Below are 25,809 nucleotides of genomic sequence, written 5' to 3'. Positions count from 1 at the left end.
CGCCTTCTCCCACCCTACTCCTCTACCCTGCGTTCACCCGCCAACGCGCTTCCTTCCGCCATGGTTTTTGACCTCCTCAGTTCCCGCTCCGATTCCGCCGCCGCCAACATGGCCGCCGATCTGTTGCTGCTGCAGCACTACCCGCAGCGTGACCACGCCCGCTTTCGCCACTACGGCTGGCACCGCCCGGCCATCACCTTTGGCTACAGCCAAAAGATCGCCTGGGTGCGGGAACAGTTGCCGGTTGATGCCACCATCACGGCCAGCGACTTCGAACTCTGTCGGCGTCCCACTGGCGGCGGGGTCGTCGACCATCGCGACGATTGGACCTATGCGCTGGTCATTCCGCGCGGTCACGATCTCGGCGACGCGCGTGCCACCGTAGCCTACGCCGCCATCCATCGCGCCGTCACCGACTGCCTCACCCGCCAAGGCGTCGCGGCCGAACTCAAAGAACACTGCGAACCCTGCGACGACGACGCCCCCGGACCCGGCGTCTGTTTCACCAAACCGGAGTTGCACGACGTCATTCATGCGACGACCGGCGCCAAGCTCGCCGGCGCCGCCCAAAAACGCTCCAAGCACGGGCTGTTGTTCCAAGGCTCCATCGCCCGCGGCGCCGTCGGCGAAATCGACTGGGAACTCTTCCACGGCGACTTCACCGCCGCCCTCGCCACGTTGCTCGCCGCCGAAGCGCACGAATCCACTTGGCCTGAGCTCTGGGACGAAGCCCTCGACCCGCTCGCCGAATCTTACGCCACCCCCGAGTGGATCGAACGTCGCTGAGACGCAAGGCGCACGCCCCACTCCAACGCTGTTTCAACCAAGAGGAAACGAAGAGCAGCATGAGCTCACCCGCCATCGCTCCAACCATCGTCGTGCAGCCACGACGACCACCGTTCTAAAAAATCACCCTGCCTCCCAGCCCTTCGCCCCCTTCGTTACCTTCTGTAAGACCACCCTCCCGTGCATCCGCTCTACGATCTCATCGACCAGCTTGGCATCGTGCATCCGGCCACCTTCACGGTGCTCTTCCTGCTCGCGTCGTGGCTGATGATCTGGCGGCTCGAAGCCATGCTGCAGCAGGGCCTCGACGGCACCGCGCTCGGCACGCTCATCGTGCCCTACTGTTCGGGATTGGGTAACCTCGTCTTCGTCTTTCTGCTCTGGCGCGACCAAGGCGCGCCCGTCGAGATCATGGTCAACAGCCTGGTCAACAACACGACCAACCTCACCTTGCTGCTCGGCCTGCCCGCCCTCATCTGGCCGCTGCACATTGTCGCGAATAAAGGCGGCAAATCGCAGCGTCGCACCCAACAGCTCAGTCGCCTCGCGCTGCTACTCACCCTGGCCGCCGTGCTGTTTTTCACCGGCCTCACCTGGGCCCTCGGTCGCGATGGTCAACTCGATCGTGGCGACGGCCTCGCCCTTATCGGCGTGTTTCTCTTTTGGCAGTGCTTCCAGGTCTTCGACGTGCTCAAGGACAACGTGCGCCGCGGCGGCTCGTTCGGCTGGCGCTTCTACATCGACCTCGTGCTCATCGCACTCAGCGGCTGGGTCATCTACGAAAGCCTCGATGGGTTGGTCGCCTACTTGAGCGCCGCCGACTCCGGTTTCTTCAGCGCCGCCAACCTCGGCTGGATCACCGGCTGGCTGCTCGTGCTGCCCAACGCCCTGCTCGCGTTCTACTACGCATGGCGTCGGCGCGCGGATATCGTTTACAGCTCCCAAGTCGGCGACGGCCACATCTGCATCCCGCTCTGTCTCGGTCTCTTCGCCGTGCTGCAACCCGTGCCGCTGCCCGACTTTTTTCAAACCGCCGTCATCATTCTCGGCGGGGCCGTGCTCGTGCATGGCATCTGTCTGCTCACCGTGGGTCGTTTGCCGCGACCGATCGCGGCGGGACTCGTCGTGGCTTACGCGTGGTTCGTCTACACCGGCCTCATCGCCTGAGAACGGTGTCCGCCCCCCCTACTCCTGCTCCAGCGGATCGCTGCGGAACACTTCGCACAAATCAGCGAACACCTTTTGCGCCGGCAGCCACGACCCACGCGCGCGGATATCTTCCAACGTCGCCTGTGTGTTGTTCCACCACAGGTAAGCGCCACGACCGATGCGCACACAGGCATCGTAAGCGGTGCCCTCGGCCTGCGGGGCAAAGGCAAACTCACCCACCTGCAGCTGCCGCCCTTCCAGTTCGGCCTGCAGGGGACGGATGTCGGCGTTGAAGCGTCGCCGAAACGATTCCACCCGCGGCCCCGCATAGGCGGCGAGCTTCGCTCCGCCCGCTCCGAGGGTGACGACCGCCCATTCATCAAAGACCACGCCGCCGCCCAGCGTATCCATTCTTTCAGCACAACGGGTGATCAGGGTGCGGGCATCGGTCAGGTTCATGCTCCATGCTGATGCCACTTTCCCGCCCCGGGGCAAGCCCGCTCACAACCGCGGACCGACGTATCCATTAATTGGATATGAGCCCATTTGGGTGGGCTGAAACACCGCACAGAAATCTGCAAGCTCGTATCACTGGATACTTGCAATTGATTCCAAGTGTTTGATTCTCAGGACACGCGGCGCATGGTGCGCCAAGTGTTCGGCGGAACAAAACACCCCGAACGATAGATCAGAACCAACACTACGATCCCCAAAAAGGAGACTGCTATGGCTAAAGCCAAGAAGACGGTGAAGAAGGCCGCTGCCAAGAAGGCACCGGCGAAGAAAGCCCCGGCCAAGAAGGCCCCCGCCAAGAAGGCCCCGGCTAAGAAGGCCGTTGCTAAGAAGGCGCCGGCCAAGAAGGCTGCCAAAAAGGCTCCGGCCAAGAAGGCCGCTGCCAAACCGGCACCCGCTAAGAAGGCTCCGGCTAAGAAGGTTGCTAAGAAGGCCCCGGCCAAGAAGGCCGCTGCCAAGAAGAAGTAAGCTCCTTCACCAGATCCAACATCCTAAGCAGCCGCTCGGAAACGAGCGGCTGCTTTTTTGTGCGCACACCCAGCAACGCCTCACGCGAACACGCGATGCAGGCCACTTCGTTTCCGAGCACATCACCGCGGCTGGAAGCCGCGGCCACTGTGGCAGAGGCTGGAAGCCTCTGCGCATCCCACCGAACACCCATCACGTAGCAACGCTCCCCTCCGCTGTAGCCGAGGTCGTTGACCTCGGTCCTCCGCGCCGACGGTCCACCTCAAAACGCCACCGGGCTCACCGCGCCCGGCTACAACCACTGCCCTACCCACCGAACGCCGATCTCGTGGCGCCGGCTTCAGCCGGCGTCGTTCCAAGCGGATGAGTCACCGCACCGCACTCCACCTTCGTCTCCGACACCGCTCCTGCCCGCCCCAAAAAAGAGCCGGCTGCAGCCGGCTCTACCTCAATCAATTCAGGTCCCACTTCAGTGGACCTTTGTCGGGCGATCCGCCGGCACCATTGCCCGGTCCGACGAGTTCAAATTCGGCTTCACCTTCGGCGTAAGCCGAGGCCTCTTCCGGCGGCAGCTCCTCGAGTGGCGCGAACCGTTCGGACGTGAACCCGAGTTCCTGTTGCTCGGCGTGAAAGGGATCCGGCGGATTGTGAATCTCCTCCAGCAGCAATCCCACCGTCGCGGAGTCGCCTCCCTTCACCACCTTTTCGCGGCCGAGAAACACTTCGCGAATGGTATAGGTCTCCCCCTTCGTCGGGAGCTGCTTGTAGAGCGCCCGAATCATATCGGAGAAGGTGTCGTTGATGCAGACGACGCGTTGACCTTTGACCATAGCCCAGCAACCGAAAGCCCCGCCGCCGTTTTGGCAATGCCGCAAACTACGCAGTGCCGCGCGCTGCAGACACCGGTTCAGATAACGCCACAATAGGTAGTCGGGCATAAAGCCCGACCCACAACAGAAGGGCGCACCAGAGTGTGGGTCGGGCTTCACGCCCGACATCGCCCCCCCCTCGACCTCAACCGCCTTCCGGATTCACCTCGCTGCTCCAACCACGCTGGGTGCCGAGTGGACCGATCGGGTCGATCACCGCGCCCTTGGGGACGACGACGTGGGAGGTCATCTTGAACAAGTCTTCGCGGCGATCGAGTCGCGGCGTCACTGTGCCGAGTTCACGTGCTTCATGCAGGTCGTCGAGATCGAGGTCGCAGATGAGCACCGTCTCTTCGTTGGAATCGGCTTCGGCGGCAATGCCGTCGCGGGCAAAGGCGTAGTCCGACGGCGTGAACACGGCGGCCTGCGCGTAGTTCACGTCCATATTCTCGACGTCAGGCAGGTTGCCCACATTGCCGGCGAGTGCGACGTAGACCTGGTTCTCCACCGCCCGCGCCTGACAGCAGTAGCGCACGCGCAGGTAACCTTTGCGGTCGTTGGTGCAGAAGGGCACGAAGAGGATCTCGGCGCCGTGGTCGGCCAAATGACGCGCCGCTTCGGGAAACTCCGAGTCGTAGCAGATGAGCACACCGATCTTGGCCCCGGGGGTGTCGATTACCTGCAGGGAGTTGCCGCCCGTGATGCCCCACCAGTGGCTTTCGTTCGGCGTGATGTGCAGCTTGGGCTGCTCGTGGATGCTGCCGTCGGGCAGGCAAACCGTGCAGATGTTCTGCAGCTCCTTGCCCACTCTGGTCGGGTGGCTGCCGCCGATGATCGTGACGCCGTATTTGACGGCCAGGCTTTGCAGGAGGCCGACGACCTTCGGCGTGAGCTTGGCCAGGCGCTTCATGCCCTCCTGCGGCGACTTGGTGTGGGTGGTCGAAAGCAATTCGACGGTGAAGAGCTCGGGAAACAACACGTAGTCGGCATCGCTGTCGGCCGCCACGTCGGTGAAGTAGGTCACCTGTCGCGCGAAGTCCGAAAACGAGCTGATCTTGCGCATCTGGTATTGCACGCAGGCCACCCGCACCTTGCGCGCACCGGTCTTGGCCGGCCGGTAGTCGGGATTGAGCCACTCGATGAGGCTGGCGTGGTTGTGGCTGTTGGGATCGCGCAGGTAGTTCGGCATCACGCCGCGCAACTGGAACCCCTCACGAAGTTGGAAACTCAGCACGAGATCGCGGAACTCACCGGCCGCGACGCGCTCGGCGTATTCCTGCGGGGAGAACTTCTCCGCATGATCCTGGTAGTTCCACAGACGACCGCCCGCCAGGATGCGCCGCTTGTTGAGTCGTTTGCAGAGTTTGCGGCGTGCATCGTAGAGCGCCGCGCCCACGCCGAGTCCACGCGCCTTCGGGTGCACATACACATCGGCGCCATAGAGGGTATCGCCGTTGAGGTCGTGGTTGTTGAAATAACCGCTGTCGGTGATGCCCGACCAGGTGTGATTGCGCAGCGGATCCGGCCCCAGATCGACCACCAGCGTCGACGCCGCGCCGACGATCTTGCCCTTCACCTCGGCCACAAACTGGCCTTGCGGAAACACGCGCAGGTGGTGGGCCAAGTGCGCCTCGCCCCAGACCACGTTCTCGTCGGCGAGCACCGGGTAGGCGGCGATGTTGAGCTTAACGAGCGCGGGGATGTCCCGCAGGGTTGCGCGGCGGACCGTAACCTTCGCAGGGGCAGTGGCTTTGGCTTTCGACATGGCCGGACCATAGCCGGACTTGGACTGCGGTCAATCGGCGCCGCGAAGCAGCCACGCGGAGCGCGCCGGAAACTTTCATTCCACTTTCACTTCCCCAGCTCGGTCGCCGCACCCAAGTTCGGCTATCATGCCAGGAAAGTCTCCCTTCCCCCGGATTGCTCTCCTGCTCGCTTTCATCGTCGCCGGTAGCTGCGCCCTTCGCGCCACCCCACCCACTGCGCCCAGCGACGGCGAGATCTCCGCCGCTTATCACGCGCGGAGCGAGCAGCTCATCAATCGTTACATCGAGCGCACCCAAGCCGACAACCCCGAGTGGGGCAGTCTCCCCTGGGTCGCCGCCAACTTCGCCCGCGGCACCAATCTCGAGTGGGCCCGCCATCGTCTGCGCGAACTCACCAAGGAACCCTCCGGCGCCATGTTCTGGATGTATCCCATGGTGCTCGTAATGAAGGCCGGTGAGCCCCATCTCGCACCGTCCGACTGGGCGGTTATCCGCGAGGCCTGGCGCACCTACTTCCCCTTCCGCGGCGACACCGAGAACCATTGGCTGATGTATTACGCCAGCCTCTACCTCGCCGCCGAGACCTGGTCCGACCTGCCGCCCGAGGCTTGGTATAACGGCAAGTCCTCCGCCGAGAACCGCGCCGAAGCCAAGGAATACATCCTCGACTGGATCAAGATCACCACCGCCTACGGCCGCGGCGAATACGACTCGCCCAACTACATCGATCCCTACGTCTCCGCCCTCGGCCTGCTCGCCGGTTGGTGCGAAGACCCGGAACTTCGCCAACAGGCCACCATGATGCTCGAGTATGAACTGCTCGACTTCGCGGTGGAAAACATCGGCGGCGTTTACGGCGGCGCCCACAGCCGCATCTACCCGAAGCACGCCATGCAACCCGCGCTCGGTGCCTCGAGCGCCCTCGCCTGGTTGCTCTGGGATCAACACGAACTCACTCTCAATGGCTCCGCCCTCATCGTGGCGCTCAGCGGTTGGACCCCGCCGCCCATCCTCCAACGCATCGCCACCTACCGCGATGTGCCCTACGAGCACCGCGAACTCAAACGCACCCGCTGGCGCATGCGCCACGCCGGTCCCGACGCCTTTGAGATCGAGGACCACATGACCACGCCGGTCTACAAATACAGCTACGTCACGCCGGACTATCTGCTCGGTTCCAGTCAAGGCGGCCTGCTCCAACCCATCCAACAACAGACCTGGAGCCTCAACTGGTTTGAGGAAAAACCGCTCGGCATCGCCAACACCTTCTTCGCTCTCCACCCGCACTACTCGGCCAAGGAAGGCACCATGTATTTCGGCGCCGAGTGGGACGACGTGGTCGATCTCATCGCCCGCTCCAAAGTCGACTATACGTCGCCCGACAAAATGATGAGCGGCTCGCCCTACGAGCAGGTCTTCCAATCCAAGTCGGCCCTCATCGGTCTCTACGACATCGCGCCCGACGCGCCCTTCCAACACCTCAACACCTTCTTCTCCCGCGACCTCGCGGAAGTCACCGAAGACGACTCCGGCTGGATCTTCGCCATCGGCGGTCCGACCTACATCGCCTACCGTCCCTTCCAACCCGGCGAGTGGCGTCCCTCCGACTGGACCGGCCTGCTCGCCGGCGGCGCCGGTGCCTGGATCAGCGCCCGTCACGACGAATGGGGCGCCGGCCACCGGGTGCGCGTGAGCGAGTATCCGAAGAACGGTTACGTCGTCCAAGTCGCCCCGGTCTCGGCCTACGCCTCCTTTGCCGACTTCCAAACGGCGGTCAAAGCCCTGCCGCTCGACTTCGCCACCGAACCCACGCCGACCGTGACCTTCACCAGTCTCGACGGCACGGTGCTCTCCGGCACCTACGGCGAGCGTCCGTTGATCGACGGCGAGCCGCTCCCCTACGAGTCCTGGCCGCTCTTCGACGGGCCCTTCGCCCAGGCCGCCCGCGAAAGCCACCAACTCGAAATCCGCTTCGGCACCGAACGCCGCGAGCTCGATTTCGACGCCTCCGCCACCACCACCCGCATCGTCCCGCTGGCCCCATGAAGCGTTTCACTCTCTCCCGACTCCACGCCTCCCTCGGTCTCGCTGTCGCCGCCGCCACGGTCACCACGGCGTTGACCGCCGCCGCCGAAACCTCGCCCAAGCTGTTCATGGCCGCCGCCTTCACCAAGGCGCAGCAGAACTCCTCCATCCCGACCGACGCGGGCGTTTTCGTGCGCGCCGCCAGCGGCGAGTGGCACTCCTTCGGCCCGAAGATCCAGGCCGTCAACAGCGCCGCGGTCGATCCCGCCGACGACAGCCGCATCTTCCTCGCCTGCGGTAACGGCATCGTGCGCTCGCTCGATGGCGGTCGCTCCTGGCGCATGGTCACCGACTGGCGCATCAGCGACGTTTACGAGATCGAGATCGATCCGACCGACGGCGACACGGTTTACGCCGCCACCGGCTGGGGCCCCTGGCGCTCCCGCGACGGCGGCGAGACCTGGACCTTCGTCGACACCGGCCTGCCGGAGCACTTCACCCGCTCCTTCGCCCTCGATCCGGCCCACCCGCAGCGCCTGCTGCTGGGCAACGCCTCCGGGCTCTACCTCTCCACCGACGGCGCCGATTCCTGGCATCGCGTCGAAGCCGTGCCCGCTCGCAATATCCTGCGCGTGCGCCACGGCGCGCCCGACAGCGGTGTGTGGCTGGTCGGCACCGAAGGCACCGGCGCCTGGCTCTCCACCGACGACGGCAAATCCTGGCACCAGGTCGCGCCGCAATTGGCCGACGCCAACCTCTACGCCGTGGCCGTCGATCCGACCGATGCCAACACCCTCGCCGTGGGCGGCTGGGACGTCGGCGTATGGGTTTCACGCGACGGCGGCAAAACGTGGGCCCAGACCAACGACGGCCTGCCCAGCCCCAACGTGCTCACCCTCACCTTCCATCCGGAAAAGTCCGGCGTGCTGTGGACCGGCACCTTCGAGGAAGGCGTCGTCTGGAACGACCTCAACGACGCGGCCGGCTGGCAGGATGGCGGCGTCGACGGTGCCCTGACCAACGACCTCGGCTTCCTGCCGCTGCCGTAGGCTCGGGCCTCCGACCGAGCCTTAGTTTAAGGTCGAAGGTTAAGTTTAAGGTAGGGTCGGCCCGCCGGGCCGACCGCGCCTGAGCTTGGGATTTGACCCGTTGGTGATTGGGATTTCCGGCGCCACCGCGCCGGCTACTCGATCCGACCTTCGTCGAAATCGATCAGGTCGGGCACGCTGATGATTTCGCCCACCCGATCGTTGCAGCCCATGTTGCCCAGCGCCTCGGCGAGGAATTCGCGACCGGCTTCAGTCATGCCCTTTTGCACCAGCTCGCGATTCCACTTGGCCGCGCGCACATCGTCGGGGAAGAGCGCGAGGAGTTTGGCATCGAGCTCGGCGTCGTCGGCCGCGCTGTGCACCGCCTCCTCGATCTGGACCGGATCCACGCCCAGATGCATCGACAGGAAACGATCGAGCCCGCGTTTGTAGTTTTTGCGATAGCTCTTGGGCAGCTCGCCGTGCTGCTGCACGTAGCGGCACTTCGCGATCATGCGCGGCAGGTAGAGCAAGCCGGTCGCCGGGTGCGGCAGGTAGGGGGACGGCAGCGAGGTGAGCACCTCACCGGTGGAACCGGGAATGGGTTTCGACTTGGCCATGGCGGGAGCGGGATTGGGGTCGGGGTCAGCTCAGGTAAGAGCAGATGTATTCGCAAAACTCACCGCCCGCGGCGACGGTGATGGTGAAGCCGCTGTTGGCCGGCACATCAAAGAAGGTGTCACCGGCGTAGTCGGCGGACTCGGTCGTGCCATCGAGGACGATCGAGCAGGCGCCGGCCACGATCTCCATACGCTCCGCGGCGGCGGTGCCGAAGTGGTAGGTGCCGGGACGGATGAGACCTAGGGTCTTCTTGGAGCCATCGGCGAAGTGCACGGTGTGCGAAACGACAGCGCCGTCGAAATAGACATTGGCCTTGGTGTCGACGGTGACGTCGGAGAAGGAAGCAGGGTGCGACATGGGAGGCCCAACAGAGGCCAGCCGCACCGGAGCGGCAAGCGTGATGTTTTAAACCACCCGACGCTGGCGGATGACTTCCTGGAACCAGTGGTAGCTGAGCTTGGGCGTGCGCTTCTGCGTCTCGAAGTCGACGTGCACCATGCCGAAACGTTTGGCGTAACCTTCCGCCCACTCGAAGTTGTCGGCCAGACTCCAGGGGAAGTATCCGGCGATCGAATACCCTTCGCGCACCGCGCGCTGCACGTAACCGAGGTATTGGCGCAGATACATGATGCGATCGATGTCCCGCACGAGGCCGGCGCTGTTGGCTTCGGCGGCGTCGGCACAGCCGTTTTCGCTGATCACGATCGGAAGGTCGGGCTGGCCGGCCACGTCGGCGATTTGGCGAATGCCCCAGTAGATCGCCTCCGGCGTCACGGTGAGCCAGGAAATGTTCATCCGCGGGAAGGCGCGTGGGGTCGGCACGACGTCAAAGCCGGCGGCATTGTCGGCCGCCTGAGCGTAACCGCCGTGGTAGCAGTTGAAGCCCAGAATATCGATGGGGGTGCCGATGTCCTTCAACTCGGCGTCGGTCGCCTGCGGCGCGGCACCGTTCATCTTCTCCACCCACTCCGGGTTATAGCGACCGGTGAGGATGGGCATGATGATGGACGCGTTGGCCTCATCGAGGGCAAAGGCGCGGTGCGCGGCCGCGATGTGTTCCTCGGTTTCAATGATCGGCGCGTAGGCGTGATAGTTCTCCGCGATCCCAATCTGGGCGTCGGCTTTGCAGGTGGCGCGGAGCGCCTGCACGCCGCGACCGTGGGCGAGCACGGCATGAAAGATGCCGCGATGCAGGGCGGCGCGATCAGGCAACTCGACGCCAGGCGCGTGGTGCCCCGGGTATCCCACGCCATAACCGATCATGGCGAAGGTGCTGACCTCGTTGAGCGTGAACCAACGTGGCACGCGATCGCCCAACGCCTTGCCCATGGCTTCGGCGTAGGCGGTGAAATCGTCGACGATGCGACGGTCTTCCCAACCGCGGTATTCGTCCTGCAGGGTCTGCGGCAGGTCCCAGTGGTAGAGCGTAACGGCCGGCTCGATACCGTGCTCCTGCAAGGCATCGAGGAGTCGTTTGTAGAAATCGACGCCCTTGGCATTCAGTGCCCCGCGGCCATCCGGAATCACCCGCGGCCAGGCGATGCTGAAACGGTAGTGCTTCACGCCGAGATCGGCCATGAGCTTCACGTCTTCGCGGAAGCGGTGGTAGTGATCGATCGCCACGTCACCGGTGTCGCCGTTGTGCACCTTGCCGGGCGTGCGGGCGAAAGTGTCCCAAATGGACGGCTTGCGACCATCGATCTCGGCAGCGCCTTCGATCTGGTAAGACGACGTCGCTGCGCCCCACATGAAGTTGGCCGGGAAGTGCGTGCAATCGGCACCCGCGCCGGTCGGGGCCGGGGCCGGGGTCGCGCCGTGAACGGCGGGCGCGGCAACGAGGGCGCCCGTGGCGAGCGCGGAGGATTGCAGGAAACGACGACGGGACAGCGCGGCAGCAGCAGGGGTTTGGGACATGGCGCAAAGCGTGACGGTGCGCCGCCACCGGATCAACCGCCGCGCTCTCCCCCATTCGAGGGGGTCTTGCCCGTGTAGGGCCGCCGCTTGCGGCGCGCCGCATCCTACCGACCGGACCCACGGCACGCCGCAAGCGGCGGCCCTTGTTGCTACACAGGTGGCCCTTAACCCTCCGCTTCCAAACCGAGCTTAAACAGCCGGTTCGCGTTCTTCCACATGAGCTTTTCGTAGTGCGCCTCGGGCAGCTCCAAACCACGCACAAACTTGAGGTAGGTGCGCATGCGGCAGATCGGCCAGTCCGTGCCGTAGAGCAGGTAGTTGGGGTCACCGGCGTAGAGGATCATGTCCTTCACCTGCTCGAGCATGAACTTCTCAAAACGCTCGGTGAAGTCCCCGAGCACGAAACCGGAGATGTCGGTGTGGGCGTTCTTGTTTTTGTAAACCACCTCCATGGCGTCGCGTATCCACGGATTCCCTACATGACAGATCACCAGTTTGAGCTCCGGAAAATCCACCGCCACGTCATCAACCGCGAGCGGATGCGCGAAACGCACCTTGGCGCGCGGCGAGTAGGTGTCGCCGGTGTGAATCATCACCGGCACATCAAACTCCTGCGCCAGATCGTAGAGCACGCGGCAACGGGAATCGTAGGGATAAAACGGTTCGTAGCCCGGGTAGAGCTTCAGGCCTTTGACGAGGCCGTCTTTCAGGTAGTCGGCCAACTCGCGCAGATCCCGCTCGCGGTAATTGAGGAAACTCACGCCGGCGACGACGCCCATCTTCGGGTTATCGGCGGTGAGCTCCACCACCTCCCGCGTCGAAGGCCGGTGCTCATTCACTTTGTAGGACGTGAGGATGAGCGCGTAGTCGACTTTGTTGAACGCGAGCGACTCCTGCAGTTCCTCGTAACGCGCCTGCAGCGGCGAGGTCGTGGTTTCGTCGTAGTGATTGAGGTGGGTATGGCAGTCGACGATCATAAAGCAGTGGTAAGGTTGGACCGCGTTCGACTCAAGCGGTGCGCGCTTTTCGCGTCAGCGCCCACAACACCGCCAAACCGAGGAGTCCGGCCAGGGCCATCAGGCTGAAGCCGGGACCGTAGCCGAGTCGGCCGACCAAGAGGCCGCCCGCCGCCACCGCCCAGACTTCGCAGCCGTTGGTCGCGGCCATGAAGGTGCTGAACTGCGTCGCGCCGAGTGCGGGATCGGTGAGGTCCATGAACAAGGCGTAGGAAATCGCGGTGAACGCGCCGATGGTGAGATACACCACCACCAACGTCGTGATGAGCAGCGGCACACTCGCGCCGCTCTTGGCCGCGAGTGCGACCAGTAGCACCGCCAGCGTGAGCGCGACGAGCGCAATGCCCGCGCGCACCGGCCGCGGACCGCGGTCACTCCAACGTCCGCCCACCCAACCGCCGATCGCCATGGCGATCACCACCGGAAAAGCGAAGAAGGTCGCGACCGTGCCACTCGACGCCGCGTGGTCCACCAACAACGGTCCGGCCAGCGCGCCCACCGTTTCAAAACCCGCGCCCGCGATGAGCGCGAAGCCGAGTCCGAGCCACGTCGTGCGCCGCGAAAAACCGGCGCGCAAGGTCGTCCAGAAGCGCCGCGATTCCCCCTCGGCTTTTGGTGGCTCCTCCACCCCGCGCCACAAGACCAGCAACGACAACCAGATCGCGGTCAGCAACGCGCCAAACAGCACCGGCCAACCACCCCACCCGACCAAAACAATCGCACCGCCGCCAAAGAGACTGCGGCCGCCGAGCATGCCGATCTGCATGGCAGCGTTGAGGCTGCCACGCTCCGTCGATTCGACCGCGTTGATGGCCAGCGCATCGATGGCGACGTCCTGCGTGGCGGCGCACACCGCGTGCGTCAGCAGCAGTCCAAACCACACACCGAAGTGCGTCGCCGGATCGATCCAGATGAGCGGCAACAAACACGCGCCCATGCCCAGCTGCGCCGCGCCCGCCCAATGCTTAAAGCCCCAGCGTGAACTTCGGCAGGCGTCGACCAGCGGCGCCCAGAGGAACTTGAGCGTCCACGGCAAAGCGAGGGTCGCGGTAAGCGCGGCGATGCGTTCGACCGCCACGTCGTCCTGCCGCAAGAGCGTGGGCAATCCCCACCACAGGAAACCAATCGGCGCGCCTTCGCTGAAATACAGCAGGGCAAATTTCCAACGCGTGGGCATGGCGGGAACAGTGCGGTCGTTTGGGCGGAGAGGCAACTCGCGGCCGCACACCAGGGCGGCCACACACCGTCCGATGGGACCGGCCACCGTGCCCGCCCAACAAAACGGGCGCCCGTTGCGGGGCGCCCGTGGAGAGTGTATTGGCTTTTAAACTACGCCGGCGTAGCTCAGGCGATGGCGGGGATCTTTTCCTCGTCGAAGCGGTAGAGCGCCTTGGGCGTTTCGGGGGTCGGCGGGTGCGGCACGACCTTCCAGAACTTCGGCACGACGTTGTCCCAATCCTTGAGCAGCGCGGCGGCGTGCGGCGAACCGGTGGCGGTGGCGTGCACACTCACGAGCTGGGCGAGGCTGGCAATTTCCTCTTCGTCGGAGAGGCGCTCCACCCCGATCATGGCCGGGTTGATGCGACCCTCAAACTTGCCCTCCTCATCGTAGATGAAGGCGAGACCACCGCTCATGCCGGCACCGAAGTTGCGACCGGTCGGACCGAGCACGACGATGAGACCACCGGTCATGTATTCGCAGCCGTGGTCGCCCACGCCTTCGACCACCGCGGTGGCACCGGAGTTGCGCACACCGAAGCGTTCACCCGAACGACCCGCCGCGAAGAGGTGACCACCGGTGGCGCCGAAGAGGCAGGTGTTGCCGACGATGGACTGCTGGTGCCAGGCGAAGGTCGAGGTCGGGCGCGGGCGGATGATGATCTCACCACCGGCCATGCCCTTGCCGACGTAGTCGTTGGCTTCGCCGTTGAGGGTGAGGCGCACGCCGTTGACCAGGAAGGTGCCAAAGGACTGACCGGCCGAGCCCGTGAAGGTGAGGTCGATGGTCCCGGGGGCGAGACCGGCGTTGCCCTTCTGGTAAGCAATCTGGCCGGAGAGGTGGGTGCCGACGTCGCGGTTGACGTTGGTGACCTTGTAGCGGGCGACGAGACGGGCGGACTTGCCGAGAATCACGTCGCGGGCTTCCTGCAGGATGGCCTCGTCGAGCGAACCCTCGTTGCCGAAACGCTCGTTGCGCTCGCGGGTGTGGTAACGCTCGGACTCGCCGGAGGGATCCGGGTTGTGGAGCAGACCGCTGAGGTTGATGAACTTGGTCTTCGGGTTCACCGGATCGTCGATCTGCGAGAGCAGGTCGACGCGGCCGATGATCTCGTTGATCGAGCGGGCACCGAGCTTGGCCAGGTATTGGCGCACGTCTTCGGCAACGGCGTTGAAGAAATTGATCACGTTCTCGGGCTTGCCGCGGAACTTGGCGCGCAGGTCCTCGCGCTGGGTGGCAACGCCGACCGGGCATGTATTCAGATGGCAAACACGGAACATGGCGCAGCCGGCGGCGATGAGCGCGGCGGTGCCGAAGTTGAACTCCTCGGCGCCGAGCAGCGCGGCGATGATGATGTCGCGGCCGGTCTTCATGCCGCCATCGGTGCGCAGGGTAATGCGACCGCGCAGGCCGTTTTGCATGAGCACCTGGTGGGCTTCGGCGACACCGATTTCCCAGGCGGAGCCGGCGTTCTTGATCGAGGCGAGCGGCGAGGCGCCGGTGCCACCATCGTGACCGGAAACGAGCACGACGTCGGCGTAGGCCTTGGCTACACCGGCGGCGACGGTGCCGACACCGGAGGAGGACACGAGCTTCACGCAGACCTTGGCGCGCGGGTTGACCTCCTTGAGGTCGAAGATGAGCTGGGCGAGGTCCTCGATGGAGTAGATGTCGTGGTGCGGCGGCGGCGAGATGAGCGTCACGCCCGGCACGGAGTAGCGCAGCGTGGCGATCATCGGCGTGACCTTGTGGCCGGGCAGCTGGCCGCCCTCACCGGGCTTCGCGCCCTGCGCCATCTTGATCTCGATCTCCTTGGCGTTGGCCAGGTATTCGGCGGTGACACCAAAGCGGCCGGACGCGACCTGCTTGATGGCGGAGTTGGCGAGGTCACCGTTCTCGCGCACCGAGAAGCGCTCGGGATCTTCGCCGCCCTCACCGGAGTTGGACTTGCCGCCGATGCGGTTCATGGCGATGGCGAGGGCTTCGTGCGCTTCCTTGGAGAGTGCGCCCATGGACATGCCGGCGGTGGTGAAACGCTTGCGGATGTCTTCGATGCCCTCGACCTCGTCGAGGTCGATGCCTTCGGCCGGGAAACGGATTTGGAGCAAGTCCTTCAACGCGACGGGTTGATGCTCGTCGGCCTCGGTCTTCCACGGCTGGTAAGCGTCGTAGTCGCCGGCACGGTTGAACTTGTTCATCGAGGCGATGAGCTTGGGGCTCCAAGCGTGGTATTCGCCATCGCCGCGCTTGTTGACCTTGTAGTAACCCTCGGCTTGGAGCGCCGGGGTGGTGTCGGTGCCAGCGTTGTCCGGGTCGGCCGAATCGAGCTGCGGGAAAGCGCGGCTGTGACGCACGAGGGTGGCCTCGGCGATCTGGGCGTAACCCACACCGCCGATGGGCGACGGCACGCCGGTGAAGCACTCGTCGATGACTTTGCGGGAGACGCCGAGGGCTTCGAAGATCTGCGCGCCGCGGTAGCTGAAGAGGGTCGAGATGCCCATCTTGGCCATGATCTTGCGCAGACCGGCCCCGATGGCGGTGACGTAGTTGGCGCGGGCGGTGGCGGGCTCGATGCCTTCGGGGGCGAGCTTGGCCACGATCTCGAGCGCGAGGTAGGGATTCACCGCGTTGACGCCCATGCCGAGGAGGCAGGCAATTTGATGGACCTCACGGGCCTCACCGGTCTCGGCGATGATGTCGCACTTGGTGCGCAGACCGGCGCGGACAAGGGCCTGATGCACGGCACCGGCGGCGAGCAGCATGGGCGCGGCGACCTTTTCGGCGCAGACGCCGCGGTCGGAGAGGATGACGACCTTGGCGCGATCCTCGGCGACGGCCTTCACGGCGGCTTCGCAGAGCGCCTTGATGGCGGGCTCGAGCGCGGCGGGACCAGCGGCGGCGTCGAAGAGCACCGAGAGGCGGGCGACACGGTCCTTCATGAACTCAATGCCATCGATGGCGGCGAGTTCGTGATCGAGCAGGACGGGCGTATCGACTTCGAGCAGGCCGGCGGTCTTGGGCAGCTCCTCGAAGAGGCCGAGGCGGCCGCCGATGAACATCGAAATCGACATGACCGCTTTTTCGCGGATCGAGTCGATGGGCGGGTTGGTGACCTGGGCGAAGAGTTGCTTGAAGTAGTTGTAGAGGAGACGCGGGCGGCGGGAGAGCACGGCCAGCGGGGTGTCCTCACCCATGGAGCCGGTCGGTTCCTTGCCCTCGGCGAGCGGGGCCATGACCATCTCCATTTCGTCGCTCTCGTAACCAAAGGCGATCTGGGCGGGCGTGGAGTCGGCGGCGTCGGGCGCACCGGCGGTGTCGGCACCGGCGGCGGTGTGAAGGTCCACGAGGTGTTCCTCGCACCACTGCTTGAAGAGCGGGTCGGCGGTGAACTTGGCCTTGATCTCGTCGTCGTGGTAGAAGCGCTTTTCGGCGAGATCGATCGCGATCATGCGGCCGGGGCCGAGACGGCCGGCTTCCACGACCTTGCCCGGGAAGTCGAAGACGAGGCCGGCCTCGGAGGCGAGGATGACGTAACCGTCGTCATAGATCTTGTAGCGGGCGGGACGCAGACCGTTGCGGTCGAGGGAGGCGCCGATGAGTTTGCCATCGGTGAAGGCCACGGCAGCCGGACCGTCCCACGGCTCCATCATGGTGGCGTGATAGCGGAAGAAGGCTTTGGCCTCGTCGGAGAGGTCGTCGTCGGTTTCCCACGCCGGCGGCATCATCATCATGGCAGCGTGCAGGGGATTGCGGCCGCCGAGGGTGAGCAGATGCAGGGCGTTGTCGAAGGTGGCGGAGTCGGAACCGTGCGGCTGGACGAGCGGCTTGAGGTCGTCGTAGCGATCGCCCCACACGCCGTGGAAGGGCGAGTTCTCGCGGGCGCGCATCAGGTTGCGGTTGCCGCGGATGGTGTTGATCTCGCCGTTGTGCGCCACCATGCGGAACGGGTGGGCGAGATGCCACATCGGGAAGGTGTTGGTCGAGTAGCGCTGGTGGAAGATGGCGTAGGCGCTGGTGAACTTGGGCGACTTCAGATCGAGGAAATACTTCCGGATCTGCTGCGGCGTGAGCATGCCCTTGTAAACGATGGTGCGCGACGAGAAGGAGCAGATGTAGAAGCCCTTCACGTTCTCCTCGCTGACCTTTCGCTCGGCCATCTTCTGAACGAGGAACAGCTTGCGCTCGTATTCGTCGGCGTCGACTTCCTCGGGACGGCCCACGAGGGCCTGGACGATCACCGGCTCCGTCTCGATGGCCTTGCGGCCGAGGCAGGAGTTGGAGGTGGGAACGTTGCGCCAACCGAGCCAAGCGAGACCCTCGGCCTCGACGGCCTCTTTCACGATCTTCTTGCAGTGCGACTGGGCGTAGTCGTCGTTGCGCGGCAGGAAGATCATACCCACGCCGAGGTCCTCATCGGCGAAGAGGTTCTTGCCCTTGCCTTCCAAATGCTCGCGCAGGAGCTCAACCGGGATCTGGGTGAGCAGACCCGCGCCGTCGCCGGTCACGGCATCGGCGTCGATCGCCCCGCGGTGCGCCAGCGCCTTGAGGGCGGCGACCGCCCGGCTGATGACGTCGTAACTACGCTCGCCCGTCATTTTAGCGATGAAGCCGACGCCACAGGCGTCGTGCTCTTGGTCAGGATGGTAGAGCGGGGACGGAATCAATTGAGCCATAGTAAGTGCTGGAGAGGGTGAACTGGCAGTAAGTCGGGGAGAGAAGGAGCAGGAGCCACGCCGAGGACGCGGTCTCGCGTGGGGATAAAAAAGGCCGGTCGCTAAAAGCGAGTCCGGCCCCGGAGAGTGGAAGCTGGGCGTGACCTCGCTTAGAAGAACCGAATCGTCTGGGAGGCCATCTTCTCGTGCTCCTCGTCGGAGCAGCCGGCGTTGGTGGCCACGTCGGTTCCTTTTTCGGTCGGTTTCACCAGTTCATTGGAGAGCATGTAATTCTCCACTTCCTCGCCGGACACATCGGCCAGCATCACGCCGTCGATCTCGACACAGGGCGAGAGCGGCTGACCGGACTTCTGGACCATCTCGGCGTAGTTGTCGCGGTTGTTGATGATGTCGATGTCCTCATACTGGAGGCCATACTTCTGCATGATGGCGCGGACGCCCATCGACCATCCGCAATGAGGCTTAAGGTAGGCTTTGATCTTCATAGGACAGATATTTGCTTGGGTGTGAACCGGGACAAAAGTCCCGGGAAATAAAGAGCGGGTTTCGGACCTATCAAGCGGATAGTTCCCCTTATTTCCTTCATTAATGGAGCTGACGAGCAGGGCTGATCTCCTAAGCCACCGGCCCGACCGGGTTTTCCGATCCAGCGCACCGCTCCGGAGGACGGTCCTTCCCCCGCCCGCTCAGGCAAGGTTCGAGCATCCTTTCGTGCTTTTTTCGCCGCAAACGTCCCGCGTCCGCGCTTGCGCTGAAAGATTCCCGCGCCACGGTTCGTTTCTTTAGTCAAAGCGGCATCGTTTCGCCGCATTTCCGTCACCATCAACCCGCTATTTCCTGTTCCATGGCCCGTTCCGCCCCCGCCAAAACCACCGCCGCCGCCCCCACCACCGAAGTCGCCGCCCGCAAGAACGTCGACCTCGCCATCAGCGCCATCACCAAGCAATTCGGCGAGGGCTCCATCATGCGTCTGGGCGACAACACCCGCATGCAGGTCGAGACGATCTCCACCGGCTCGCTCGCCATCGACCTCGCCCTCGGCGTGGGTGGCCTGCCCCGCGGCCGCATCGTGGAAATCTACGGTCCCGAATCCTCCGGTAAGACCACCTTCTGTTTGAGCGTCATCGCCGAAGCCCAACGCAAGGGCGGCCTCGCGGCCTTCATCGACGTCGAGCACGCCCTCGACCCAAAATACTCCCGCGTCGTCGGCGTGAACCTCGACGACCTGCTCGTCTCCCAACCCGACTCCGGTGAGGACGCGCTCAACATCGCCGAGACCCTCATTCGCTCCAACGCCATCGACGTCATCGTCATCGACTCCGTCGCCGCCCTCGTCTCCAAGGCCGAACTCGACGGCCAGATGGGCGACGCCACCGTCGGCTCCCAGGCCCGCCTCATGTCGCAGGCCATGCGCCGCCTCACCGCCGTGGTCAACAAGACCAAGTGCGTGTGCATCTTCACCAACCAGATCCGCGAAAAGATCGGCGTGATGTTCGGCTCCCCCGAAACCACCCCCGGCGGTCGCGCCCTCAAGTTCTTCTCCTCCGTCCGCATCGACATCCGCCGCCGTGAGCAGCTCAAGCAGCCCGACGGCAAGGTCATCGGCAACCGCACCAAGATCAAGATCGTCAAAAACAAGGTCGCCGCCCCCTTCACCGAGTGCGAGTTCGACATCATGTATGACGAGGGCATCTCGACCACCGGCTCCGTCCTCGACCTCGGTCTCGAACACAAGGTCCTCGAGAAACGCGGTGCCTGGATCTCCTACAAGGGCGACCTCATCGGCCAGGGCCGCGACGCCGCCAAGGCCACGCTCAAGGAAAAGCCCGAGCTCGCCAAGGAGGTCATGGACGCCGTCTACGCCAAAGTGAATGTCACCGGCGGCACCAGCGTCACCGGCGAAGAAGCCGACAAGGATGAGTCCTAAGACTCCCCGTCGCTTCCTCGTCACCGTTTCCAGCCTCGCCGGCCTCGCGCTGGCGTGGCCTGCCCTCCCCCTGTCGGCGCAATCCGACGGCGGACCCATCCTGCTCTCCACCGAAGGCGGCGGTGTCTCCTGGACCGACGTCGACGAGATGATCGCCGCCGCCAAGGCCGGCAATCCCGCCGCCCGCCTTCACTATGCCATCATGCTGGAGGAGGGTTACCCGGGCAAAGTCGACGCCGACCCCGCCCAAGCCCTCACCATCCTGCGCGAACTCGCCGCCGACGGTGATCACGAGGCCCTCTTCCGCCTCGGCAAGATCGCCCACGACGGCCTGCTCAATCAGCCGCAGGATTACACCAAGGCCCTCGATCTCTACCGTCGCGCCGCCGCCGCCGGCAACAACACCGCCATGCACAACGTCGGCGCCATGTATGTGAGCGGCCGCGGCGTGAAACGCGATTACACCGAAGGCCTCGCCTGGCTCATGCTCGGCGCCGAAAACGGCATCGGCGAAAGCTCCGTCGATCAGGTTAAACACCGTCTGCGCAAGTATCCCGACCGCATCACCAAAGCCGAAGCCCGCCTCGAGACCCTCAAGGCTGAGCTCGGCAAACTCGATCCGCGTGGCGATGTGGCCGCCTCCGCACCGGAACCCGACCGCAGCTTCGCTCCGCCCGTTGCCCCGGCTCCGACCAAGGTCACTCTGCCCAAGCCGACCATCGGCGGTCCGACCTCCCCTTCCCTCCCCTCCGTATCCCCAACCTCACCTTCGATCGGTGTCCCCACGATCTCGCTTCCCCCTCCTCCTCCGCCGACTCCGACCCCCGCGCCGGACCCTCAGGCCAACGACGACCAAAACTAAGCGCCTCACCCTCGCGCTGCTGCTTCCGCTTTGTCTCGCCCTGGCGCCCACCATCGGTCGCGCCAGCGAGGACGACACCGTCGTTGAACTGGATCGCGTCGACGTGAACACGGAGCGCCACGTCGTGCTCGGCTTCGCGGTTTCCCAACCCGCCGACAGTAACAAACCCATTTACGTGACCAGGATCACCCGCGGTGGCATCGCCGACCGCTGCGGCCTGCGGCGCCGCGACGAGATCATCGCGATCAATAGTCAACTGACCTTGGACATGACGCAAAAGCAGATCACCGCCGCCTTCACCCTCGGCCACGACGAGTCGGTGAAACTCGAGATCCGCCGCCGCGACAAAATGCTCCCCATCATCCTGCAGACCCCACCGGCAAACTAGCCGGCACGTCGCGCCGCCCAGACCGGTTCGCTATCTCGCGTCCATCCCGGCGTCACGCTTGCGCCAGACGCGCAGTGCAACTTGGCTGCAGGTTTGTGAGCACGCCTGACGCCTCTTCGTTGTTGGTGGCCCGTCGCCTGAGCAAAACCTACGGCACCGGACACGCCGCAGTGCGCGCGCTCCGTGAGGTCGACCTCGATCTGCCCGGCGGCGAGCTCGTTGTCCTCCTGGGCGCTTCCGGCTCCGGCAAATCCACCCTGCTCAATCTCGTCGGCGGCCTCGATACCCCCACCGGCGGTTCGCTCCACTACCGCGGCTGGGACGTCGGTCGCGCCGATGAGGCCGGCCTCACCGCCTATCGCCGCGACGTCGTCGGTTTCGTCTTTCAGTTCTACAACCTCATCCCGTCACTCACCGCCCGCGAAAACATCGGCCTCATCACCGAGATCGCCCGCGACCCGATGGACCCGGCCGAGGCGCTCGATCTCGTCGGCCTCAGCGCCCGCGCGCACCACTTCCCCGCTCAGCTTTCCGGCGGAGAACAACAACGCGTCGCCATTGCCCGCGCCATCGCCAAACGACCCGAGATCCTGCTCTGCGACGAACCCACCGGCGCGCTCGATGTGAAGACCGGCATCCTCGTGCTCGAAGCCATCCAGCGCATCAACCGCGAGCTCGGCACCCTCACCGTGGTCATCACCCACAACGCCATCCTCGCCGAGATGGCCGACCGCGTATTTACCATGTCCGACGGCCACCTCAGCGAACCGCGCCTCAATCCCTCCCCGCGCCCCGTGAGCGAACTGGAATGGTAGCCGATGACGACAAACGCGCCGCAATGCCAAGATAGGGTCGGACCGCCGGGCCGACCGCCCCCCTGCCCCTCCGACGCCATTACCACCGACGGCGCGCCCGGCGGTCACGCCCTACCCGTCTTCTGCTCATGGACCTGCTCGATCTGAAACTGCTGCGCGACCTGCGCGCGTTGAAATCGCAGGCCCTCGCCGTCGCCCTCGTCATGGCTTGCGGACTCGCAATGATGATCATGACGCGCAGCCTGATCAAATCGCTCAACACCGCGCGCGACGGCTACTACGAGCAACACCACTTCGGCGAAGTCTTCGCCGCCCTCAAACGCGCGCCCGACAGCGTGCGCGACGAACTCGCAGCCATCCCCGGCGTCGCCGCCCTCGAAACCAGCATTGAGGTGCGCGTCACCCTCGATCTCCCGGCCGTCGTCGCCCCCGCTTCCGGGCTCATCAACTCCCTCCCTGACCGACGCCCGCAGGTCTTGCATCAACTCTACCTCCGGCGTGGCCAACTTTTGGATACAACGAGCCACCACGAGGTGCTCGTCAGCGAAGCCTTCGCCGGAGCCAACGACCTCCAGCCCGGCGACCGCATCGCCGCCGTGCTCAACGGCAGCCGACTCGAATTGCGCATCGCCGGCATCGTGCTCGCCCCGCAATACGTCTTCGAAGCACCACCCGGTTCCGCTCTGCCCGACAACAAAACCTTCGGCATTTTCTGGATGCGCGAACAGGAACTCGCCGAGGCCTTCAACCTCGAGGGCGCCTTCAACACCGTCGCCCTCACCCTCGCTCCGGGAGCGTCCGATTCCGGCGTCATCGCCGAGCTCGATCGCATCCTCGAACCCTACGGCGGCCTCGGTGCCTACGGCCGCGACGACCATCCCTCCGATGTGCGCGTGAGCGACGAAATCCGCGTGCTCGAAGGCCTCTCGTTCGGCTTCCCCTTGGTCTTCCTCAGCGTCGCCGCGTTCATGACCCACTCGGTGATGAGCCGACAGATCGCGCTGCAACGCGAACAGATCGCGGTTCTCAAGGCCTTCGGTTTTAACCACCGCACCATCGCATGGCACTTCATCAAATTCGCCCTCGCCATCGTGGTGGTGGGCACGCTGCTCGGCGCGCTCGGCGGTTTCGCCTTCGGCTATCAACTGGTGGATATGTATCACCTGTTCTTCCGCTTCCCGCAGCTGGAGTTTGTGCCCGCCACCGGCGCCATCCTCGGCGCGTTGATCGCCAGCTCCGCCGCCGCCCTGCTCGGTGTGGCTGGTGCGGTGCGCAAGGTCGTGCGTCTCGCTCCCGCCGAAGCGATGCGTCCCGAGCCGCCCGCGAGCTTTCGCCCCTCTCTCGTGGAGCGCGCCGGCATCTCCCGCTGGTTCTCCGTCACGCTGCGCATGTCCCTGCGCAACCTGGAGCGTAAACCGTGGCAGGCCTGCTTCACCGCCATCGCGCTCGCCATGGCCACCGGCATTCTGATCATCCCCAACGCCTTTCGCGACGGCATCCGCTTCGTGCTCGATTTCCAATGGGACGTCGTGCAGCGGCAGTCCGTCACCGTCTCGCTCGTCGAACCCGGTCCGCTGCGCGCCGTGCATGATTTCGCCCAACTCCCCGGCGTGGTGCGAGCCGAGCCCTTTCGTGGCGTGTCCGTGGAACTCATTTCCGGTCATCGCACCCGTCGTCTCGGACTCAACGGTCTCTCCGCCGACGGCCACCTCAACCGCGTGCTCGGTCCCAACCAAGAGCCTCTCACCCTCCCTGCTGAGGGCGTGATCATTTCCCGCACCTTGGGCGACGCGTTGCAGGTGCGCCCCGGCGACCCCATCACCATCAAAGTGCTGCAGGGCAAACGTCGCCAGTTTTCCACTACAGTCGCCGCCTTCGCCGATGACTTTGCCGGCATCGCCGCCTACATGCGACTCGACGCGCTCAACCGCGCCCTCGGTGAAGGCGATCGCATCTCCGGCGCCTTCATGACGGTCGCCCGCGATGACTGGCCGCGCTTCATGCGCGAACTCAAGGACACCCCGCAAGCCTCCGGGGTCGTCATCAAAGACGCCATGCGGCAGAGCTTCCGCGACACCACCGCCGAAAGTATCGGCATGTTGCAGGTGCTCTACTCGACCTTCGCCACCATCGTCGCCTTTGGCATCGTCTACAACAGCGCCCGCATCGCGCTCTCCGAGCGCGCCCGCGAACTCGCCACCCTGCGCGTGCTCGGTTTCAGCCAAGGCGATGTGGGCAGCGTGCTCGTCGGCGAACTCGTGGTGCTCACCGCTCTCGCCCTGCCGCTCGGCTTGTGGCTCGGCTCCGGCATGGCCGCGCAACTCCTTGAGAGCATCAATACCGAGACGGTGCGCCTGCCCCTCATCCTCACTCCCGGCAACTACGCTTACGCCACGCTGGTCATCGTGCTCGCCACCACCCTCTCCGCGATCATCGCCTGCCGTAAACTCAACCAACTCGATTTGGTCAGCGCACTTAAGGCCCGCGATTAAGTATCCGTATTTCACTTACACCGCCATGACGGACTCCTCCGATCCCCCCACCCCGTTCGACCCCACCGCCGGCGATCAGCATCAACGTCGCCGCAAGGGCTGGCGCTACATCGCCGGTGCCGTGCTCCTCGCACTCATCGTGGCCGGTCTCTGGCCCTCCCCCTTGCCCGTTGAAACCGCCCTCGTGGTGCGCGCTCCACTCGTTGCCACCGTGAATGAGGAGGGTGTCACCCAAGTGCGCCACCGTTACGTGATCTCCAGCCCTGTATCCGGTCACCTGCGACGCATCACCCTCAAGCCCGGCGCCCCCGTCATCGCCGGCGAAACCGTGCTCGCCGTGCTTGAGCCCGCCAGCGGCGACATCCTCGATGCCCGCAGCCGCGCTCAAGCCGAAGCCCGTGTGCGCGCCGCCGAAAGCCAAGTGGCCCAGGCCGAAGCCCAGCGCGAACGCGCCGCTGCTGCCCTCGATCTCGCGCAATCCGAAGCCAAGCGCCAACGCGTCCTGTTCTCCGACCGCCTCGTTTCCCAACAGGAACTCGACATTGCCGAAAACCGCGAGCGCACCGCTGCCCAGGAGGACCGCGCCGCCACCTTCGCGCTGCAGGTGGCCCGCTACGAACTGGAACAAGCCCAAGCCGTGCTCGACCGCGGCATTGCCGATCCTGCGGGCAACGCCAGCGCGACGATGCAAATCACCTCGCCGGTCGATGGCCGCGTGCTGCGGGTGATGCAGGAAAGCGCCCGCATCGTCGCCGGCGGCACGCCCCTGCTCGAAGTCGGCGACCCCACCGACCTCGAAGTGCGGGTGGAGGTCTTGTCGCGCGACGGCGTCGCCATCCAACCCGGTGCCACCGTCTGGCTCGAACAATGGGGCGGCGAATCACCGCTGGAGGCCCGCGTGCGCCTGGTTGAACCGGCCGCCTTCACCAAAGTCTCCGCCCTCGGCGTCGAAGAACAACGCGTGAACGTGCTCGCCGACCTCGTCACGCCGATCACCGAGCGCCCCACCCTCGGCGACAGCTACCGCGTGGAAGCACGCATCGAACGCGCCCGCCGCGACGATTCGCTGCAAGTCCCCGCCGGCGCCCTCTTTCAACGCGACGGCCACTGGCACACCTTCGTCCTCGATGGCGGATCAGCCCGGGAGCGCACGGTCGAAGTCGGTTTGAGCAACGGCATCGTCACCGAAGTCACTGCCGGCCTTAACGAAGACGACACCGTCATCGTGTATCCGGGCGACCGCGTCGCCGACGGCAGCCGGGTTGAACCCTTGTAGGG

21 protein-coding genes are annotated in these 25,809 nt (G+C 64.9%); 11 read left to right on the top strand and 10 right to left on the bottom strand.

From position 1 onward, the window contains the following. Nucleotides 1-60 precede the first annotated feature (60 nt). Together K1X11_RS15115 and K1X11_RS15110 are read left to right on the top strand one after the other, a co-directional pair. Nucleotides 61-786, top strand: a complete 726-nt coding sequence (locus K1X11_RS15115; protein WP_221031650.1) for a lipoyl protein ligase domain-containing protein — start codon at nt 61-63, stop codon at nt 784-786. A 180-nt stretch (nt 787-966) separates the two neighbouring features. Continuing rightward, nucleotides 967-1,953: a sodium:calcium symporter gene (locus K1X11_RS15110; RefSeq protein ID WP_324725998.1), complete on the top strand. Its 987-nt coding sequence runs from the start codon at nt 967-969 to the stop codon at nt 1,951-1,953. A gap of 18 nt (nt 1,954-1,971) precedes the next feature. Here the strand turns inward: K1X11_RS15110 and K1X11_RS15105 are convergent, their stop codons facing one another. Further along, on the bottom strand, nt 1,972-2,394 hold the full coding sequence (locus K1X11_RS15105) for a hypothetical protein (protein WP_221031649.1): 423 nt from the start codon (nt 2,392-2,394) through the stop codon (nt 1,972-1,974). Between the two features lie 267 nt (nt 2,395-2,661). Between K1X11_RS15105 and K1X11_RS15100 the strand changes: the two genes are divergently transcribed. After that, complete coding sequence (locus K1X11_RS15100) at nt 2,662-2,916, top strand: hypothetical protein (protein WP_221031648.1); 255 nt, start codon at nt 2,662-2,664, stop codon at nt 2,914-2,916. A 452-nt stretch (nt 2,917-3,368) separates the two neighbouring features. On the opposite strand, the gene K1X11_RS15095 is transcribed toward K1X11_RS15100, so the two are convergent. Beyond that, on the bottom strand, nt 3,369-3,854 hold the full coding sequence (locus K1X11_RS15095; RefSeq protein ID WP_324725997.1) for a hypothetical protein: 486 nt from the start codon (nt 3,852-3,854) through the stop codon (nt 3,369-3,371). Nucleotides 3,855-3,930: 76 nt separating this feature from the next. Continuing rightward, entirely contained in the window at nt 3,931-5,550 is a 1,620-nt protein-coding gene (locus K1X11_RS15090; protein WP_221031646.1) for a bifunctional GNAT family N-acetyltransferase/carbon-nitrogen hydrolase family protein, read from the bottom strand. A gap of 127 nt (nt 5,551-5,677) precedes the next feature. On the opposite strand from K1X11_RS15090, the gene K1X11_RS15085 reads away from it, so the two are divergent. Further along, nucleotides 5,678-7,597 carry a hypothetical protein gene (locus K1X11_RS15085; protein WP_221031645.1) on the top strand — a complete coding sequence of 640 codons (1,920 nt, stop codon included), beginning with the start codon at nt 5,678-5,680 and terminating at the stop codon, nt 7,595-7,597. Next, nucleotides 7,594-8,625, top strand: coding sequence for a WD40/YVTN/BNR-like repeat-containing protein (locus K1X11_RS15080; RefSeq protein ID WP_221031644.1), 1,032 nt, complete (start codon nt 7,594-7,596; stop codon nt 8,623-8,625). Before K1X11_RS15085 ends, K1X11_RS15080 begins: the two co-directional genes overlap by 4 nt. Nucleotides 8,626-8,759: 134 nt before the next feature. Here the strand turns inward: K1X11_RS15080 and K1X11_RS15075 are convergent, their stop codons facing one another. The 7 genes from K1X11_RS15075 to K1X11_RS15045 form a co-directional block, all read right to left on the bottom strand. Beyond that, complete coding sequence (locus K1X11_RS15075; protein ID WP_221031643.1) at nt 8,760-9,224, bottom strand: DUF5069 domain-containing protein; 465 nt, start codon at nt 9,222-9,224, stop codon at nt 8,760-8,762. Nucleotides 9,225-9,249: 25 nt separating this feature from the next. Continuing rightward, nucleotides 9,250-9,582, bottom strand: a complete 333-nt coding sequence (gene ppnP / locus K1X11_RS15070; protein ID WP_221031642.1) for a pyrimidine/purine nucleoside phosphorylase — start codon at nt 9,580-9,582, stop codon at nt 9,250-9,252. A 48-nt stretch (nt 9,583-9,630) separates the two neighbouring features. Further along, on the bottom strand, nt 9,631-11,139 hold the full coding sequence (locus tag K1X11_RS15065) for a GH1 family beta-glucosidase (RefSeq protein WP_221031641.1): 1,509 nt from the start codon (nt 11,137-11,139) through the stop codon (nt 9,631-9,633). Nucleotides 11,140-11,303: 164 nt separating this feature from the next. Then, nucleotides 11,304-12,116, bottom strand: a complete 813-nt coding sequence (locus tag K1X11_RS15060) for an amidohydrolase family protein (RefSeq protein ID WP_221031640.1) — start codon at nt 12,114-12,116, stop codon at nt 11,304-11,306. Between the two features lie 31 nt (nt 12,117-12,147). Further along, the gene (locus K1X11_RS15055) at nt 12,148-13,332 is read right to left on the bottom strand and encodes an MFS transporter (protein WP_221031639.1); all 1,185 of its coding nucleotides are present in this window, start codon (nt 13,330-13,332) and stop codon (nt 12,148-12,150) included. A gap of 167 nt (nt 13,333-13,499) precedes the next feature. Beyond that, a complete protein-coding gene (gene gltB, locus K1X11_RS15050) occupies nt 13,500-18,047 on the bottom strand; it encodes a glutamate synthase large subunit (protein ID WP_221031638.1) in 4,548 nt (1,515 codons plus the stop codon). 149 nt (nt 18,048-18,196) lie between these two features. Next, nucleotides 18,197-18,532 (bottom strand): glutaredoxin family protein, encoded by a 336-nt coding sequence (locus tag K1X11_RS15045; protein WP_221031637.1) that lies wholly within the window; start codon nt 18,530-18,532, stop codon nt 18,197-18,199. A gap of 359 nt (nt 18,533-18,891) precedes the next feature. On the opposite strand from K1X11_RS15045, the gene recA reads away from it, so the two are divergent. From recA to K1X11_RS15015, 6 genes are all read left to right on the top strand, one after another. Further along, a complete protein-coding gene (gene recA, locus K1X11_RS15040) occupies nt 18,892-19,974 on the top strand; it encodes a recombinase RecA (protein WP_221031636.1) in 1,083 nt (360 codons plus the stop codon). Next, on the top strand, nt 19,964-20,836 hold the full coding sequence (locus K1X11_RS15035) for a tetratricopeptide repeat protein (RefSeq protein WP_221031635.1): 873 nt from the start codon (nt 19,964-19,966) through the stop codon (nt 20,834-20,836). Before recA ends, K1X11_RS15035 begins: the two co-directional genes overlap by 11 nt. Further along, nucleotides 20,751-21,224 (top strand): PDZ domain-containing protein, encoded by a 474-nt coding sequence (locus K1X11_RS15030; protein WP_324725996.1) that lies wholly within the window; start codon nt 20,751-20,753, stop codon nt 21,222-21,224. The genes K1X11_RS15035 and K1X11_RS15030 overlap by 86 nt, the downstream gene beginning before the upstream one ends. Before the next feature lie 95 nt (nt 21,225-21,319). Then, the gene (locus tag K1X11_RS15025; RefSeq protein WP_324725995.1) at nt 21,320-22,039 is read left to right on the top strand and encodes an ABC transporter ATP-binding protein; all 720 of its coding nucleotides are present in this window, start codon (nt 21,320-21,322) and stop codon (nt 22,037-22,039) included. Between the two features lie 128 nt (nt 22,040-22,167). After that, nucleotides 22,168-24,531 (top strand): ABC transporter permease, encoded by a 2,364-nt coding sequence (locus tag K1X11_RS15020; protein WP_221031632.1) that lies wholly within the window; start codon nt 22,168-22,170, stop codon nt 24,529-24,531. A gap of 25 nt (nt 24,532-24,556) precedes the next feature. Continuing rightward, nucleotides 24,557-25,807 (top strand): efflux RND transporter periplasmic adaptor subunit, encoded by a 1,251-nt coding sequence (locus tag K1X11_RS15015; protein ID WP_221031631.1) that lies wholly within the window; start codon nt 24,557-24,559, stop codon nt 25,805-25,807. The last annotated feature ends 2 nt before the right edge of the window (nt 25,808-25,809 follow it).

This window comes from Actomonas aquatica (assembly GCF_019679435.2).
Classification (GTDB): Bacteria; Verrucomicrobiota; Verrucomicrobiia; order Opitutales; family Opitutaceae; genus Actomonas; species Actomonas aquatica.
This window is presented reverse-complemented; position numbering and strand designations above follow the sequence as displayed.